Annotated in this window: 15 protein-coding genes; 9 read left to right on the forward strand and 6 right to left on the reverse strand. The window is 32.4% G+C overall.

Annotated features, from left to right (window positions below):
* From B8T70_RS14405 to B8T70_RS14415, 3 genes are all read left to right on the forward strand, one after another.
* Positions 1–749 (forward strand): gliding motility-associated C-terminal domain-containing protein (locus tag B8T70_RS14405; RefSeq protein WP_133059415.1); only part of this gene is annotated, 749 nt, incomplete at its 5' end.
* Between the two features lie 60 nt (positions 750–809).
* Complete coding sequence (locus tag B8T70_RS14410; protein ID WP_052250147.1) at positions 810–1,709, forward strand: PorP/SprF family type IX secretion system membrane protein; 900 nt, start codon at positions 810–812, stop codon at positions 1,707–1,709.
* A gap of 660 nt (positions 1,710–2,369) precedes the next feature.
* On the forward strand, positions 2,370–3,188 hold the full coding sequence (locus tag B8T70_RS14415; protein WP_086895284.1) for a hypothetical protein: 819 nt from the start codon (positions 2,370–2,372) through the stop codon (positions 3,186–3,188).
* A 179-nt stretch (positions 3,189–3,367) separates the two neighbouring features.
* Here B8T70_RS14415 and B8T70_RS14420 read toward each other — a convergent pair whose 3' ends face one another.
* Complete coding sequence (locus B8T70_RS14420; RefSeq protein ID WP_039119799.1) at positions 3,368–3,877, reverse strand: hypothetical protein; 510 nt, start codon at positions 3,875–3,877, stop codon at positions 3,368–3,370.
* A gap of 160 nt (positions 3,878–4,037) precedes the next feature.
* Positions 4,038–8,318: a glucoamylase family protein gene (locus B8T70_RS24125; protein WP_207621539.1), complete on the reverse strand. Its 4,281-nt coding sequence runs from the start codon at positions 8,316–8,318 to the stop codon at positions 4,038–4,040.
* 524 nt (positions 8,319–8,842) lie between these two features.
* On the opposite strand from B8T70_RS24125, the gene B8T70_RS14430 reads away from it, so the two are divergent.
* The 6 genes from B8T70_RS14430 to B8T70_RS14455 all read left to right on the forward strand — a co-directional run bounded on the left by B8T70_RS14430 (position 8,843) and on the right by B8T70_RS14455 (position 11,645).
* Positions 8,843–9,412, forward strand: coding sequence for a hypothetical protein (locus B8T70_RS14430; protein ID WP_165763219.1), 570 nt, complete (start codon positions 8,843–8,845; stop codon positions 9,410–9,412).
* A gap of 200 nt (positions 9,413–9,612) precedes the next feature.
* The gene (locus B8T70_RS14435; RefSeq protein WP_086895286.1) at positions 9,613–9,999 is read left to right on the forward strand and encodes a hypothetical protein; all 387 of its coding nucleotides are present in this window, start codon (positions 9,613–9,615) and stop codon (positions 9,997–9,999) included.
* A 22-nt stretch (positions 10,000–10,021) separates the two neighbouring features.
* Positions 10,022–10,324 carry a hypothetical protein gene (locus B8T70_RS14440; protein ID WP_086895287.1) on the forward strand — a complete coding sequence of 101 codons (303 nt, stop codon included), beginning with the start codon at positions 10,022–10,024 and terminating at the stop codon, positions 10,322–10,324.
* Between the two features lie 153 nt (positions 10,325–10,477).
* Positions 10,478–10,891: a DUF4279 domain-containing protein gene (locus tag B8T70_RS14445; protein ID WP_086895288.1), complete on the forward strand. Its 414-nt coding sequence runs from the start codon at positions 10,478–10,480 to the stop codon at positions 10,889–10,891.
* Between the two features lie 97 nt (positions 10,892–10,988).
* The gene (locus tag B8T70_RS14450) at positions 10,989–11,189 is read left to right on the forward strand and encodes a hypothetical protein (protein ID WP_039119806.1); all 201 of its coding nucleotides are present in this window, start codon (positions 10,989–10,991) and stop codon (positions 11,187–11,189) included.
* 51 nt (positions 11,190–11,240) lie between these two features.
* On the forward strand, positions 11,241–11,645 hold the full coding sequence (locus B8T70_RS14455; RefSeq protein ID WP_039119808.1) for a hypothetical protein: 405 nt from the start codon (positions 11,241–11,243) through the stop codon (positions 11,643–11,645).
* 7 nt (positions 11,646–11,652) lie between these two features.
* Here B8T70_RS14455 and B8T70_RS14460 read toward each other — a convergent pair whose 3' ends face one another.
* The 4 genes from B8T70_RS14460 to B8T70_RS14475 form a co-directional block, all read right to left on the reverse strand.
* Complete coding sequence (locus B8T70_RS14460; RefSeq protein WP_086895289.1) at positions 11,653–12,516, reverse strand: penicillin-binding transpeptidase domain-containing protein; 864 nt, start codon at positions 12,514–12,516, stop codon at positions 11,653–11,655.
* Positions 12,517–12,720: 204 nt separating this feature from the next.
* Positions 12,721–13,992: an acyltransferase family protein gene (locus tag B8T70_RS14465; protein ID WP_086895290.1), complete on the reverse strand. Its 1,272-nt coding sequence runs from the start codon at positions 13,990–13,992 to the stop codon at positions 12,721–12,723.
* A 65-nt stretch (positions 13,993–14,057) separates the two neighbouring features.
* Entirely contained in the window at positions 14,058–15,266 is a 1,209-nt protein-coding gene (locus B8T70_RS14470) for an anhydro-N-acetylmuramic acid kinase (protein WP_086895303.1), read from the reverse strand.
* Between the two features lie 169 nt (positions 15,267–15,435).
* Positions 15,436–18,435 carry a glycoside hydrolase family 3 N-terminal domain-containing protein gene (locus tag B8T70_RS14475; protein WP_086895291.1) on the reverse strand — a complete coding sequence of 1,000 codons (3,000 nt, stop codon included), beginning with the start codon at positions 18,433–18,435 and terminating at the stop codon, positions 15,436–15,438.
* Between the last annotated feature and the right edge of the window lie 31 nt (positions 18,436–18,466).

Raw genomic sequence — 18,466 nt, forward strand, 5'->3', positions numbered from 1 at the left:
CGGATGCAAAGGTTGAAATGATTGTTGACGGAAAAACGATTACAGATGTTACAGCCCCAATAGATTTAAAAGTTGGTGATAACGAAGTTACAGTAGTGGTTACTGCTCCTGACGGTACACAAGAAACTTACACTGTAATTGTTACAAGAGAAGATGCTAATGTTAAGCCTTCTGATAATGCTGGTTTATCTGATATTGTTGTAAGTGATGGGACATTAAGTCCTGCTTTTAATACAGATACAAAAGATTATAGTGTAGATGTACCAAATGAAACTGACTCAATTGTAATTACACCTAAATCAATCGATCCGGATGCAAAGGTTGAAATGATTGTTGACGGAAAAACGATTACAGATGTTACAGCCCCAATAGATTTAAAAGTTGGTGATAACGAAGTTACAGTAGTGGTTACAGCGCCAGATGGTACACAAGAAACATATACTGTTATTGTAAATAGAGCAGATGCTGTACCACAAGAAATTATACCAACAAACATTGTTACTCCAAACGGAGATGGTAAAAATGATTTTTGGATAGTTCCAGGTCTTGATAAATATCCAAACAATTCGGTTAAAGTTTTTGATAGAGCAGCAAGATTAGTGTATTCTAAAAATAATTATAACAATGAGTGGGATGGTACTTATAAAGGATCTCCACTTAATGAGGATACTTATTACTATTTAATTGATCTAGGAAATGGTTCACCTAAAATGAAAGGGTTCATTTCAATTATTAGAGATAACAATTAAGAATAAAATAAATAAGAATAGTAAAAATGGTTAGAAGATAGCCACACAGAAATGAATACAATGAAAATAAAATCAATGAGAGCAATCTATATACAGGTAATTATGTTCCTGATTATATTAGGGACAAACTCCGCAAATGCGCAGTTAACAGAATTCGAGTCTATGTATTTTCAAAACCAATATTTAAACAACCCTGCAATGGCAGGGTTAGATAAAGGGATGAAGTTTAATGTAGGTTACCAAAGACAATGGGATGAAGTTCCGGGAAATCCGATATTAATGAATGCTACTTTCGAATACAATTCCGGAAACAGAACTGGACTAGGGTTAAATGTTAATAGCGACAGAGCAGGTTTAATCAATAGAACAAGGATAATGGGAACTTATGCTTATCATTTACCAACAGGAGTTGACCAAAAGATACATTTCGGCTTGTCTGCGGGTGCAAAATTTTCTGCTATAGATTATAATAAAGTGGAAGGAAGTCTGGATGATGTTGCACTACAGAATTATAACGAGGGTGCCATTTTTGATGGAGATTTGGGTATTGCTTATACTAGCAGATTATTAACAGTTCAGGCATCATTGCCAAAACTTCATAATCTTTTCTATGAAAATGATAATGGTATTAAAAATTATGCAGATCGTTCTACTTTTTATTCGGCTATAAGTTACAAGATATTACTATCAAATGGAGATGAAAACTTAAATATTGAGCCATTGTTAGCTTATAGAGGTGTTAAAGGGCACAAAGATATTTTGGATATGGGGGGAAGGTTTAATTTTCCAGATTATAAAATAAACATTTCTGCGTTTTACCATACTAATAAAACTGTTTCTACAGCATTTGGAATTTCGCTTGATGATTTGGGTGTTTTCCTGGCTTACTCTAAATATTTTGGAGCATTGGGTGCTTATGCAAACAATACTTTTGAATGTGGACTTAGTTATAAAATGTAATAAAAGAGTTTGTTAGAATTCAAATAAGAAGCTCTGCTCTTCACACGATTTTTTTATAAAAAAGAGTTTTATTTTAGGAACGAATTTGAAAATGAATTGGTTATGACTGTTGAGTGATTTAGAGGTGCCTGATGTTTTTTGGATTTAAAAATGGAAAGCTAATGCTAGAGTAAGTTTTGATATTTTTAATCATGTTTCATAAACTTAGGGAATCAAATGCTTTTCTTTTCAGACCTCTGTCAAGTTTCACAAAATCTGGAAATCTCTAAGTAAAAGGCTCTAATTTTGTATCAAGATTCTTCATAAAAAAAGGTAAAATACATTATGTATTTTACCTTTTTTTTTATTTCTATAATTACGAAGTCAGTGTTAAAAGAAATATGTAATCATGTTCAAAAGTTGAATATGAAGTGAATATAGTTCCTCTTTAAAATTGTTTTATTCGTATATTCAACGTTCACGTATAAAATCAGAGTATCTTTACCCATGATTGCGATAAAGAATATGCAGATGATTGATCATCTCTCCTTTTCATAACTTCAAATTCTAGTTTCAAGTCATAATAACAAAGTTCCCAAATACACATTAACTTATTGCTAATTCCATTCCTTTTAGGTTTTTTATTAGTTTTTTGCATTCAACCTTAATTAGCTATAATATATGACATTGATCTCCAAAGAAAAATTTTCTGAAGCTGCTGGCCTTTCTAAAATTCCTATCCCGGGATTACCCTCTTATTTAATGAAAGTAATGAAAATTAACAATTTAAATACTGTTGTAAAAGAAGCAGGTAATCTTGAGGGTGCAGATTTTGCTAATTATGTTTTAATGAAAATTGGTGTAAAAGTCCAATATGATGCTACCGAATTACTAAATATTCCTCGTGAGGGAGCTTTTATTGTTGTTGCAAATCATCCTTATGGAGGTATCGAATCATTAGCTTTGTTAAGTACAATTGCAAAAATACGTCCTGATACAATGTATATGGGGAATTTTTTATTAAAGGAAATACCAAATCTTGAAAAATGCATTATCGCAGTAAATCCATTTGAAAATCTGCAAAATTCTGCGAGTATCACGGGATTAAAAATGACGCTAAAAGCTTTATCAGAAGGTATTCCTGTTGCAATATTTCCTGCTGGAGAAGTTTCATCTTATAATTTTAAGACGAGTGAAATCACAGATCCTGAGTGGCATCCTGTGGTTGGGAAAATTATCTGTAAAGCAGATGTTCCTATTCTACCTATATATTTTCATGGAAATAATGGTTTTTTCTTCAGTATGTTAAAATCAATTCACCCGATGTTGCAAACTTCAAAACTGATTTCGGAACTTTTTAATAAACAAGGACATGCTCTAAAGATGACTATCGGAGAAGTTATTTTTTTAACCAGGGTTAAAGGTAAAGTTTCCGATCCTCTAATGTTAAAAAATCTTAGAAGCAAGTTGTACGCTCTCAAAAATCAATTACATAATTAAGGAGATTAAAGCTTGTAATTAACTTTAAAAATTAAATGCTTTCTTTTCATACCTCTGGCAAGTTGCTTAAAGTTTGAAAACCTTTAAGTAAAAGGTTTAAATTTTGAACCGAGGAGTTTATAAAATAAAAAACCTATTTCGTAATGAAATAGGTTTTTTTATGTCTTTGAAACTTCATTTCATTTGTTAGTAGAAACAACTCTGGAATCAGTTAAGAAATTGTTCCAAACAGTTAAAGGAATTATATACGATGTTTGATAACTTGTATCAAAAATAAATGCTTTACCTTTTACTTTTAAAGTATCAACATTAAACCTTTTTAGTCTTTTTTGCTGCTTATATAAATCGATTCTATAATGAGTTTTAGGACAGCAGCAGTAGCCTTCATTTTTTGTTGAATCAAATAAAGAATCAAATTCTTTTATTTTCTTTTTATCAAGTATTCTGTCTAACCCAACAAGTTTTGTTGTGTCCTGCCGAGTATCGTCTTTAATTTTATAGAGAGAAATTTCTATTCTATCCATTTCATTTCGTAGCTTTTTGAAATAATTTTTGTGATAGTCTAAAACTAAATGCTTTTGGTCTTTAACGTCTTGTTCTATCTTTGGTTTTACAACTTCATTTTTTTTATTGCAACTACTACAAAGTATTACAATCCCAATAATAATCAGCTTTTTAAGTTTAATCATATTTACAATCAATGTGTTACAGATGTATTTTTTGTTTCAAGTAGTAGCTATCTTTAGATGTAATAAAATAGTTTCTGTATCTCTATCAAATAGAGATACAGTTATTAGCTCATTTCTGTCATTACTAATATATAACTATTTTTATTAGATCAATTACCTACTAAAGCAGATCTTGGTAAAAGGTAATGTTACGCACATTAACAGGATCCCAGCCTCCGTTGGAAATACGATGCAATTCGATATAATAAATTCCTTCGTCAAGATAAACATCACCTAATTGCTTGATATGATAGTTTGTAAAACTATTGTTAGTTGTTGTAAACGGATAAATAATACTTGAAATATCTTTTATCACCAATTGAAACTTACCGGAAAAACCTGCCAGTTCACATTGCCAGTGATAAATGCCTGCCTCATTCACTTTCACTCTCCAAGCCGGATAAGAAGCTGGATTTGTCCATCCGCCAATGTTATAATTAGGAGCATGTTCTATCATAATACCAGTTCCATGCAATATGGCATTTTGTGCAGGAAGAACAAGAGTTCTGTCTGCATTTTGATTGATAATAGGAGTTTTATCAATGAAGGGATGAATGGATATTTGACGCACATTTACAGGATCCCATCCTCCGTTTGATATACGGTGCAGCTCGATATTATAAATACCAACCGGTAAATTAATAGTTCCGATGGATAAGACTTGATAGTTCTCAAAACCTTTTGTTGTAATTGTAAATGGATAAGGCCCTTGATCTACTCCATTTACTTTTAGCACAAACTGTCCCGAATAGCCTGATACAACTGCGTCTAAAATGAAATTTCCAGATTGAATAACTTCAACATGCCAGGTGGCAAAGTTAGCATCATTAGCCCATGCCCCAATTTCATAAAGTGGTCCATTTTGAATGCTTAATCCAGGAGCAACAGCATCGATTGCATTTAAATTGAGTGTACCATCTTTGAATTGTTTAGCAAAGGTGAAAAGAATATCTACAATTCCTGACATTTCCAGAACAATGGTTGTACTGATATTATCCAGAGGAGCTGCAGGTACCGAAATCGTATACCCGGAAAACCCATCATTGGGGGTTATATCCAATGTTGTTTTATGAACATCTGCAAGGAAATACGCTTTTACAACACTTCCATCACGCAGATTAGGAACATTTAATTTTCCATTTTGAGGCCAATTATCAGCAAATACATGCAGGTATAGGTATTGTGTTCCGTCTACAATTTTGCGGGTAGCTCGTCCCCAAAGTAATTGTGTGGTATACGGACTGGATTGAGTTTTATCGATAGCCATTTTATTTATACTCATCCAATAGGCAAATCCATTAAGTCTATCGATTGCTTCTGGTGGGAATATTCCGTCCCCTTCAGGACCCACATTAAGAAGGAAATTTCCTCCTTTGCTTACAATATCAATCAGCTTTTGAATTAAATCTTTTTGGGTTTTCCAACGCGTATCGTGAGCAGCATATCCCCAATTGTCATTCATAGTCATACAAGTTTCCCAATCTGTTCCATCTCCATTTGGCGGTATATTAGGAATACTTTGTTCAGGAGTTTTAAAGTCTCCGGTCAAACCATCTGACATTCTGTTATTGAATATCAAACGGTCTGTCCCAGGAATGTTTTTAATTGCTTTCATCATTCGATAACGGAATTCAGGTGTGCTGGAATTTCCCATATCCCACCAAATCAGGTCAATATTATAGTCATTTATCATGGTTTGAATATGAGGCACCACAATAGTATCCGTATATTGTGCACTATCCTGATAAGAAGCTATATGATCGGGTGTTGTATTCTGCGGAGTCCATGCCATTCCTCCTGGATTCATCCAGTCCAGACATTGAGAATAATAAAATCCTATTTTCAATCCTGCTGCATGCGCTTCAATCACCAAGGCTTTTAAAACATCGGCTGCAATATTGGTATCATCTTCAATATTATATCCAACATGATGTGTGCGGATCAAAGCCAAACCTTCGTGGTGTTTAGCAGTAACAACAATGTATTTCATGCCGGCATCTTTTGCCATTCTTACCCATTCGGAAGCATTGAAATTTTGTGCCGTAAAATTTTGCGGCCAACGTGTTTTGTATTCGTTTCTCGGAATCTGGGCTGCAAACATAATCCATTCAGCATATGCACCACGGTTGTAAGGTTCGCCTGTAGTGGGATCTATTTTAATAGTTCCATCCGGATTGATCCATTCGGGACGATAAGTTGAATAGTAATCCTGCATCCAATAATCAGGACCAATGCCTGAACCTGATTTCTTTAAAGTTGGCCCTGTATAATGTCCTGCCAATCCCGAATAGCCGCCCCAATGCACAAACAGACCAAAACCTGCCTCACGCCACCAAGCCATTCGCTCATCTTTATGCTCTTTTGTCTCAAGAGTCGTTATATAAAGGGTGTTACTCATCTTAGTTAAAATACCTTGATTATCATCCCTGCCTCTTACCGCGAAATAGTAAATATCAAATGAATTCAAATTATGTACAGTTATTGCGTTGGCAGTAACATTTTGATAAAAAACACCTTCTATAAATACATCATATGAAGTTACTGCGGGAAGCACATCCCACGATAAAGAAATAGAATTAGTCTTTACATCAGTTGCTTTTAACTCTTTAGGATTGTTATTGTAGAAAGGATTAATATCAATTTCTGTATCGCTAAAAATTAACTCATCAATATAAACAGTATCTCCAATTGCAGCATTAGCTGTATAATCAGGCTGAATACCAAACACAGAAATATTTTTTACTTTGTTCGTTAATAAATCAAACACCGCTACGCCCCATTCGTTTTGTTTATCCAATGGGCTTTGAGATAAGAATTCATTGTTTCCTCCGTCTGAAATATTAACTCTGATCTGAGAATTCGGATTATTGCGATAATACTTCATGTACAAATACTTATACTCAGAAAGAGGAACATTTGGAGTACAGTAAAATCCTGCCCATTTAGCAGTATTTCCAATCCGTTTAAATTTCAGGACTTTATTACTTATGTTTGATCCAGTTTTGTCCGGATTATCTACCACCTTGATTTCCATATCGTTTGGCGGGTTGATCGTTATTTTATTTGTAAAGTTGATTTGTCCGTTTTCGAAATTATCAAGTATCAGTGGTTCTCTAATTATTGGACGAGGATAAAAATCCGGTTTAAAATTCAGTTTACCTAAAGCTGTTTGAATTTCAGGAGCCGACATAAAATAATCCCATAACAGACCTGTACGGTAATTTTCGATCATACAAATAATCGGACCTTGATCAATGGCCAAATAACTACTATCAACCCAATTGGCTGTTTCATTAAAAGAGTCTACAAATCCTGCTCTTTCATTCCAGATCTTCGTTCCCAACTTTTCGTAAAAATATCTCAGAGCAGCTAATGATTCCTTGGGCGTATAAGGCATTGCCGAGAGAGCTGCTGTTGGAGCAATCACCCCTTTGTCATTTCCCGGCGAATGGGCACCGTAACCCTTATCTCCATCAGAAGCAGTCAGTCCCCAGGCATTGTTTTCACCATATCCTTTATATACCAGCGGATTTTGTTCGCAATAAGCCCTGTTTATCAATGTGTGAGCCTGATTTTGCTGGAAATAATTTACATCATTAATGCTGTCTCTCAAATTTTTTGGATTAAATCCTAAAAATGAATAATGAGAAAAAAATAAAGGACCGCCTTTTTCTCCTCCGTTCCCAATAGGAAGGGTAATATCATAAAATTTTTGATTCTTAGTATGATAACTACCACCGGATGACCAACCGTCTTTCCATAAACTGGGATCTATGGCATGAGTTGGTGAAGCAACAGCCAAGAGATAAGTAATCATACACTCGTTCCAGCCAATGATTTGCAATGGGAGAATGTTTTGCAGCTCATTATTACAATGCCAGTACAACTTGTTTGATCCAAATCGAAAATAATCCCAATCTACATTGTTCCAAAGTACATTGATCTTAACAACCAGATTCTGTTCTGTCAAAATTGGCTGGTTGAAATACTGGCGTGCCGTAAGCAACCCCTCCATTAGAAAAGAGGTCTCGACCAGATCACCTCCATTATCATCTTTAGTAAACGGAATGGTTTCACCTGTACTTCCATTAATCCAATGGGCAAAAACCCCTTTATAATTTGTTGCCGAGTTAGTTAAGAAATTAACAATTTTATCAATACGCTGGCATCCTTGTTCTCTGGTAATAAATCCCCTCTCGATGCCAACTAAAATTGCCATTACTCCAAATCCCGAACCGCCAGAGGTAACGGTATTTCCGGCTGTTCCCGAAACAGGAATACGCTCGTATGCCATTCCTGAACTTGATGCATAATCCCAAAAGTATTTAAATGTGTATCGTTGCGTTATAGTAAGCAACTCTTCATCCGTAAGCGTAGGTGTTAATGGAGTAGATTCTCTCATAAGATTAATTAGATTATTAAGTAAATATTAGGGAAAGGGGGCGTGGTATTGATATTTTAAACAACTCATATATCCTATTGTAGATAATACTGCCAATAACAAACTTTGAGAGTCTGTCGGAAATGAGGATTTGGATGCTTTGTTGTTTTATGTAATTGAAAATCAATGTTATACGAATGTATTAATTATTATTGAATAACACAACACGAAAAAATATTATTTATTTAATTTATTCTCCAATGATAAATTTATCTTTAAATCGTTTTCTTTTTTTATTTCAAGAACTTGTTCTAATAAATCTATTATCGTTAATTAAAAGTATGTCTTATCTTATCATAAATAAAACTACAGACAAATTCGCTATTATCTGCTTTTCTATAAGTTCGTGTATGATTAAATTGTTGATTATGAGTTGTGTATATTCTTTGTGGAATAGATGAAGTATTAACTTGGGAAGATTAATTTAAAAAAATAAAATTTATGAAAGCTAATGAAAAAGTAAAATGATATATAGAAAATTATTAATGCTAATCTTTTCGGTGCTTATAATTAGCTGTAAAGACAATTGTAAAAACATTGAGAATATATGTTTCTCAACAGGTATAGAGAAAATGACGGAATCTAAGCAAATATGCGATGCTGATGTGTCGTCTGGTAAATGGGGATTGAATTTAAAACTAGAATATGATGATAGTAATTTTTCATTATTTGGATTTGATGAAAAAATAAAAATTCTTTCTGACAAAAAAAGAAATATTATACTATGTATTAAGACCAATGAAGCTTATAATTTTGGTGTGGGTTATAATCCCAATGAAAAAATTATGTATGGTATATATGAAATTATTTTTTTAGACAAAGATTTAGTACCTCTGTATTCTATGGGAGAATATGGTTCTTATAAATATGAAGATGATTTAAAAAATCAACAAATAAAATATTATATGATTAATAAAGATGAAACATTTTTTCTCAATCTTGATTACAATAATGTTTTAGATATGTATGATAAGTTAAAGAAAAGTCCAATTAAAAGTGATGGAGGAGGGATCAGTCCTTATTATAAAAAGCCTTATTCTTGGGAAATACCATGATGTAAAAGAAAAAAAATATGAAACAAAGGATTCTAAAAGGCACTTTATTGAGCTTTGTCGTTATAATATTTTTGGTAGGGGCATATTTATTTTATAATGTTAAGATTAAATCTTCTAATTGGTATAAAGAAAAAGTTTGGAACGAACGTATTAAAGAAACAAATTTAAAGCCTATTTAAGTTTTTAAAACTAAGGAATAAATGAAAAGAAGTTTTATTGTACTGCTATTGATTTTAATTAATTTACTTGTCATTTTTTATATAGACTATAAGATAAATTTACCCGATTTAGATTATTATCATGGGAAAGACGGAGGGATAATTGTACGATTTCATGTAACTATTGTTATGAGTGTTATCTATTTTTTTATAATGAGTAAAAAGAATAAAATTAGATATTCTATTTATGGATTTATTATCGGAATAGTATCAATGGTCATTTGTTATTTGGCTCTAGCGGAGTTTACAAAATTGAGTGATATCTTTTATCAAATAGTAGCAACCATAGTTTTTATGTCAGCATTTCATTTGATTGAAAAAAGAGGTAAAGTTTATAAGGATAGAAGTAAGGTGTTTGATATTGAATAATTTAAAGAAATAATTTAAGATAATGGAGAATAATACAATACTAGAAAATATTGATTTAATTCAATTTGTTTCAAAAAGACCAGCAATGTTTTCAATTCATAATGTAGAATCTTTCTTTATCTTTTTTAAAGGATATTCAATTGGCAAAAGTGATTCCGTAGTTCACGATTTTTTTGACTCTTTTAGAGATTTTATTCATGAAAAATATGCTGAGGATGGGTTAAAAGATATTGATCCTGAAAGAATTATTAGACTTTATAGTGCTAATGATGGTCACTCTTTAGAACTTTTAAGGATTTTGATAGAAGAATTTATGGAGAGATAATATATTATAAAACAATAAAAAATTAAAGAGAATAATTAATGAAAATCATAATTAATATTGCGTTGGTATTGTTTTACATTTAATATTATAAAATTCTTTTTAGATTATCACATTTCATAAAAATTACTTTAAAAATCTATAAAATTTAAATACATGGTTGCCAAAACACATATAAAATTAATTTTTTCAATCTATGGAGATGTATTTAATTCAAATGAATTTACTGAACTTGTTGGAATATCACCGACAGCTTGCTGGAACAAAGGAGATTTAATAAAAAACAATAAGAAAGAAAAGAAAAGATTAGAGTCAGCTTGGGAGTATTCTATCAACAATATTGACACTATATACTTTGAAGAAATATCAGACGAATATGTTAAGTTATTTATTGATAAAGTTGATAAAATACTAGTATTTAGAGAAAATAATAAATTGACAATAAAGTTTGATATTGTATTAGAAATAGTAAAAGATAATGGAGTTGTGATGTCTTTTAATAGAAATTTCTTAGCGATAGTAAATAAGCTAGACGCCGAAATAGAGGTAGATACTTATGTTTTGGATTAGGGTAACCTATGATATATGAGTGACGTGAGTATTCAAGGGAAAAATATAAAATGTTTTTTGCGAATAATTTAAAATTTAAAAATAAAGAGAATAATTAATGAAAATCATAATTAATATTGCGTTGGTATTGCTTTACATCTTACTTGTGTTTTTTGCCGTAATTTGGTTTCTTGCCCATGGTTCAGGTCACAAAATACCACTCGAAACAGATTTAAGTATAGCAGGATCTATAGTATTAGATATTCTAGTAATAGTAGTTTTGAGATTTGCTAAAAAACGGATAACAAAAGAGGAATAGGTTTAATGATTTTGTATTCAGTTAACCAATGAAATACACCAACTGGAATTCATGAAAACAATTAAAAATATGAAGAATTTATATGTAATTATTTTGTTAGGAATTATAACAGGTTGTTCTTCTAAAATTGATGAAAATCAAATAATAGGAAAGTACGAAATAGATAAATTTGTAATAAGAGATTCATTAGTTAAAGTTAAAGAATATAGATTGTTATTATTAAATCCAGACAAAACTTTTGAGCTAAAGAATTATGATAAAAAAGAAAATTCTAAAGGTACTTGGAAAGCTGAAAAAACTATGAATGATGACGGAATTATCATAGCGTTTAGTTTCTTAAATCGAAAAATAGAAGGAAAATTAAATGGTAGCGGTAACATAATTACTTTTAATTATCCAAATGATTTGTACTTAGGAAAGTATAGTCATTTACTATATGTAAAATTAAATAAGTAGGAATAGGTTAGGGGTTTATAATCCCCAAATCCCTAAACACAGACTTCGTGATATCTTTTCGGCAAGGACCGAAATTAGTACTATTTAGCTTTCTGTCTTGTATAAGGCGTGTTGCAAAAAAGTAAACCCCACTTTTATTTTCGATGTAGCCAACCCACCAACCCGTATTGATTTCATTTTCTCTAGTCCAGCCAGTTTTGGAGTGAATAGTATATTCTGGATTTTGTTCGGTTATCATGACCTTTTTTACTATTTCGATGTTTCGCTTAGAAAAAGGAAGGTTTCCTTCGTAGAATCTTTTGATAAATTCCACTTGATTGATTGGCGAAATTCCAAAAGCACCAAAATTCCAAAAGTCAGCATCTGTTTGTGAGAGGTCAAGATTACCGTAATGACAAAGGGATAAATATTTTTTGTAATTGGCTTTGCCAATTTTTTTAGCTAATTCTATAAACGCCCAACCAGCCGAAACTTCAAAAGCTTCTTTTACCGTTATATCATGATAAATAGTAGGGCGATAATCATATTTTATAGTATCGGTACTTCCTGGCCATTTCACTATCTCATTCTCACTAGCAATAGTTTCTGTTTCTAATGCAATAAGCAGATTAATGATTTTAAATGTCGATGCTGGTAACGTTTCCTTTTTTGTATTGATAGTGTCGGATAAAATCCATTTATGATTGTTATTGTCATAAATCGAAATCGAGCCATCGACATTACAATTATCAAAATATTTTTTAAAATCCTCACGTATTAAAACTTTATCGCTACTTGATGTAATTGAGGAATTGTCTTTTTTCTTGTTCGATGAACAGGAGAAAAGAAGTCCAATAAATAGCAATCCAAATAACAATCGTTTCAATTTCATTTTGGTGTTTTAAAATGTATTCTTGACTATATTTTTAGCCACAGATTAAAATGATTTTATAGATTTCTTTATGAAAAGGATTGCCACGAAGTGCACTAATTTTTTATGCTAATTGAACATAGTGAATGTTCTGATTCGTGAAAATTCGTGCAATTCGTGGCAATCCAAGAAAACAAAAAACTAAAAAAAACTTTACTATATGTTTTATACTTTAAAAATCAGTTTCTTTTTATAGAAAACCCAAAGTATAAGTGACCAAAAAATGGCGTATGATATTGCATAGGCTAATGATGCGTTCAATGGATTTTCAAAACAAGGTGTAATTCCAAATTTGTAAATCAAGGCTTGAAGATTGATTTCTTCTGCAGCTATATCTGGACTTTGAACTTTAATAGAACTCAAAACTCTAGGAATTATCCCCGAAAAGTAAAAAACAATCATTGGATTTACTCCCCAAATTAAAAATAGTTTAGTCCATTTTTTATAGTTTGCTACATCTATTATATAGTATAATATGGTTAAGCATATTGTAGCTATACCAGCGGTATATAAAACATAAGAACTTGACCAGAGTGATTTGTTTATTGGAAATATTATGTTCCAAAGCATACCGATAACTAAGAGTACAATTCCTGAGATTGCTAATTTTTTTAGAATTTCGGTTTTTGTAATCTGTAAGTTTAGTATTTGTCCTATGAACATTCCGAGAATTCCTGTGCCAATAGCTGGTAAAGTACTTAAAATTCCTTCAGGATCCCAAGTTTTAGAGAAGCTCCATAAATGCCCGTTTAAAAGTAAATTGTCTAACCAAGCAGCCAGATTGGTTCCTTTATCAAAATTGGCAGCGCCAAATCCTGGAACGGGAACAAAAGCCATCAAAATCCAATACCCCAATAAAATTGAAGCCGTAACGAGAAGTTGCGTTTTTAAATTTGTTTTTAGATATAAAAGTGAAGTGAAGAAATATACAATTCCGATACGTTGTAAAACACCAGGGATTCTTACGTCTTCAAAGGCTTCTATTTTGCTATATGCTAAGAATAATAATAACGCAAAGATTCCAAAAACGAGGTATGTTTTAATTTTTAAAGTAAAGTTTCCTAAAAGGGCATAGGCTACAGCAAATGTTATACTTAATCTAAGAAGTAACAAAGGGATTCCTTCTAGTCCAAACAATTGAATTCGGCTGAAATAGTTTAAAGATAATCCTAAGCAGAATATACGTAACGAACGAACCAAGATTTTATTAAAAACACCTGAATCAAGATGTTTTGTAGGCATTGCAAACGGGATTGCTGTTCCCATTATAAAAATGAAAAAAGGAAAAACTAAATCGGTAGGAGTACAGCCGTGCCATTCTGCATGTTCTAAAGGCGGATATATAGAAGCCCAGCTTCCTGGGTTATTAACAATAGTCATTAATAAAATCGTAAATCCTCTAAATACATCTAGTGAAATTAAACGTTCTTTTGTCATTGGTTTAGTTTATTTTTTGGTTTCATTAATTATATAAAAGCGTAAACTTTTAATAGTTCTTTATTTTAACTAGGAAAAGAAATTTTACCCATTGATACAGACGGAATTCCTTTGCGTGTTCCAAAATCTGAAGTTCCACCAGAAACAGTTTCGTTTGCTAAAATGGCAAATAATATGGCTTCTTTTGCATCTCCTGAAATTCCTAAAACATCGGTATTTAAAAAAGTACAAGGCAATAGTTCTTTTAGCCAACTTACTAATAATGGATTATGTGCGCCTCCGCCTGACATATAAATCGTAAAACTTTCAACAGGATATGTTGTGTTGTTTATAGCTGTATGTATAGCATTGGCTATAGTTTCGGCACTAAATCGGGTTAGGGTTGCCAATAAATCTTCAACAGAAATATCGTTTGTATTGCTTTGGGTTTGAGCTTTTCTAACATATTCTATATTAAAAAGTTCTGGACCTGTAGTCTTCGGGAAAGATCCAAGGAAGAACTCATCGGCTTTTAAAGCTTCTAAAAGTGAATTGTTTACTTTGCCTTGTTTTGCGATTTCGGCATCTTTATCATAGGCTTTATCAGGAAACGAAAGTCTGGTAAAAGCATCGATTAGTGTATTTCCTGTTCCTGTATCGGTAACAAAAACTTCTTCGGGATTACTGCTTGATGGCAAATAGGTAAAATTTGCAATTCCGCCCATATTAAGCATAATACGATTTTCTCCTTTTTTTCCAAAGAGGAAATAATCGCCATAAACGGCAAGTGGTGCTCCTTCTCCTCCTGCAGCAAGATGCTTTTGACGAAAGTCTGACAGTGTTATAATTCCAGTTTTTAGAGCAATATGGTCTCCGTCGCCAATTTGTAAAGTAGCGTTTGGGAATTTTTCTTGTTGGTGTAAAATCTTAGGTGCATGAAAAACAGTTTGACCATGCGAGGCTACCAAATCTACTTTATCGGTTGGAACTCCCCAACGTTCTAAACATTCCAAAATCATGTTGGCATGAAGAACCCCAATCCATTCATTTAATAAAACCAGTTTCTGAAAATCAATGGTTTGTTTAGCAAATACGGTTCTGATTTCTGATTTTATTTCTTCAGAATAATCAATGGTATCGAATTGTACTAATTGAACTTCGGTGTTTTCACCAGAACCAGAGATTTCGCATAGAGCCACATCAAGACCATCCAAAGAAGTACCAGACATTAATCCGATAATAGTTCGGGAAGGTTTTTGAGCAATTTTATACAGTGATTCCAGATTTGTGTTCATAGTTTTGGTTTTAAAAAGGTCATTTAACATACTTTTTAAACCATGTAAGAAATGTAAGTTCATGTTAGCGTCTTCTCAAAATACTACTTAAATGGACTTATATTTCTTATATGGTTAAATTTAATACAGGTTTTATTTAACCTTTGATTGATATAAATAGAACTGTTTTTTATTTTACAATAGCCTCCTGAATTATTCTCTGAATATCTTCTCGGATTTTTCCTCTAGCTAATTTATTCTCATCATTAATAACTTCGGGATAGGTTCTATTGGATAAAAATACATAAACAATTTCTGTTTCTGGGTCAACCCAAGCTATGTTTCCAGTAAATCCGGTATGTCCAAAACTAGATGGAGAAACGCAGGCACACGTAGGACTTATTCCGTTTATTCTTTTATCAAAACCTAAACCTCTTTGTACTCCTTTGTCGGCGTAATAACAAGTATTAAAGGCATCAAATGTTTGTTCTGAGAAATATTGTTTATTACCATAATTTCCTTTTTGTAAAAACAGCTGCATCATTTTAGCAACATCCATAGCGTTGGAGAAAATCCCAGCATGACCAGCAACTCCGCCTTCCATCGCTGCTGCCATATCGTGTACATATCCCTGAATAACTTGGTGTCTGAAATAATTATCAATTTCGGTAGGAGCAATGTTACTTCTATCAAATTTGTCTAAAGGATTGTAAAGCGTATTGTTCATTCCGAGTGTGTTGTAGAAATTTTGCTGACTCAGTACTTCTAATTTCTTATGCGTTTTTCTTTCTAAATATTCTTTCAGGATAATAAAGGTAAAATCGCTATATCTGTATTCTTTTTTTAAGGATAAAGGACTATCGGCAATGATTTTCATGATGGTGTCATGATAGTCATTTCTAATAAAAAGATTGTCTGCAACTTTTGTAGAAAAATCAGATTCGGCTACTCTGCGATAGTATTTAGCCGAAGGTTTCCCTTCGCTATCCAGCGTTGCTTTATAAAACGGAATCCAAGCCTGAAGCCCTGCATAATGAGTTAGTAAATCCTTGAAGCTGATATTTTTTTTATTTGTTTTCGCGAAAAGCGGTACCATATCTTTTAATTTGGTATCCAGGTTTACTTTTTCATTATCATACAATTGCATTACGTTAGGCAATGTCGAAATCATTTTTGAAATCGAAGCAACATCGTATAAATCTGAGTTTGTAACTTTTCGGGTATTATCATAGGTTTGACTACCGTATGATTTCTGGAAAATAACACTTCCTTTTCTAGCTACAAGTACTTGCATTCCCGGAGTCATTTTTCCATCAATTGCTTTTTGTGCGACAGCATCAATTTTAGATAAAATAAGCGGATTCATGCCTACATTTTCTGGCTTTGTAAAACCCAAACGATTTATTTTTTCGGTAGTTAAACCATCATTTACATTAAAAGATGAATTGATAGACACAGGTAGTTTTCCTTTGGCAGGGATGGCTCCAAATAATAATTCTGCCGAAACTATCTGGCTGATATCTGAGTTTTGATAAGAAACTACTAATCCTTCAATATCATCAAAATTAGTGATTGGCAATAGTGAATAGGGTTTTGTGAAAATATCCAAAATCACTTTGTTGTGTTTTGCAATTTCTTGTAACCAAATCAGTTCAGTATCTGTGAAATTTTGTTTTTCCCAAGTTTTATTTACTTTGTGAAAACCAATAATAACAAGGTCGTATTTTTTTAATTCTTTATTTAAGCTATCTATGTTCGTGTTGGCAACTTCGGTAACTTCTGTGTATTTTTTTAAAGTAGTAACAAAATCACTGTTAACATCTTCTCCTAGTTTTACATACGCTATCTTTTGTTCTAAATCTTTGATAGGAAGTATTTCCTTTTCATTTTTTAAAACGGTAATAGCGTTTTCGTATAATTTATAGTGCAAAGCATCATTTTGCGGCGGATTAAGCTCGTCGTATATGTTTGCCATATCGATAGGTTTGTATTTGTTTAATCCTGCTTTAAATTTATAATGCAATATTTTTTTTACCGAATGTGCCAAACGTTCCTCGGTAATAACACCTTCGTTATAGGCAACTTCAAGTTTCTGGAATGCTACAGGAACATTTTCTGAACAAAGCAAAATGTCATTTCCTGCAAGTAGTACGGCAATTTCCAGATCCCCAGGACCTTTAAAATTACTTGCGCCTTTCATCGCTAAACCGTCTGTAAAAATTAAACCTTCAAAGCCTAATTCTTTTTGAAGCAGATTAGTTACTACATTATAAGAAGCTGAAGATGGAAGATTTGGTGTTGGTTCCAGACTTGGAATATTAAGATGTGCAACCATAACCGATACTAAACCTTCATCAAAGATTCGTTTGTACGGATATAATTCGATTAATTCAAGTCTGTCTTTTGAGAAATTAACCAAAGGCAATGCATGATGAGAATCTGTTGAGGTGTCTCCATGTCCAGGGAAGTGTTTTCCGGTACTAAAAACACCTTGACTTTGTACCCCTTTCATTAAGGCAATGGCTTTGTCGCTTACATTAACTTTGTCTTCGCCAAATGAACGGTTTCCGATAATAGGATTTTTAGGATTGGTGTTGATGTCAAGAACTGGAGCGAAATTAAAATGGATTCCGATTCGTTTGTTTTCATTGGCCATGTTTCTTCCAACATTTTCAATTAAACTTAAATCCTGAATTGCTCCTAAAGTCATATTCCAAGGGTAACGATAAGTTGAGTCTAATCGCATACCCAATCCCCATTCGGCATCAATCCCTACGAACAAAGGAACTTTTGCTTTAGATTGGTACTGGTTGGTTAATTTAGCCTGACGAACAGGACCTCCTTGAAAAAATATAACTCCACCTACTTTATAGTCTTGAACTAATTTATTGATTTGATTGGTATGAACAGAATCTTTATTAGAATAGGCCGAAATCATAAATAGTTGACCTATTTTTTCCTGAACCGACATTTTATTGTAAATACTATCAACCCAAGCTGTTTCTCTGTCTGAATCTTTAAAGAATGTTTTCTTTTCGGATTTACTTGGAGCAATGTAAACTACTGTATCTGCTGGGGAGGTATCATTTTTTGAATCTGTAACTGTATTGTTTTTTCTGGAAACGCCACAATTGGTGATTAAAAATAAAAATGTGGCACAAAGGCTAATTTTTATAAAGTAATCTTTCATATCATTATTTTTTGGCAATTGAAAGCTAAGC

The organism is Flavobacterium sp. AJR, assembly GCF_002156885.1.
Taxonomy (GTDB): domain Bacteria; phylum Bacteroidota; class Bacteroidia; order Flavobacteriales; family Flavobacteriaceae; genus Flavobacterium.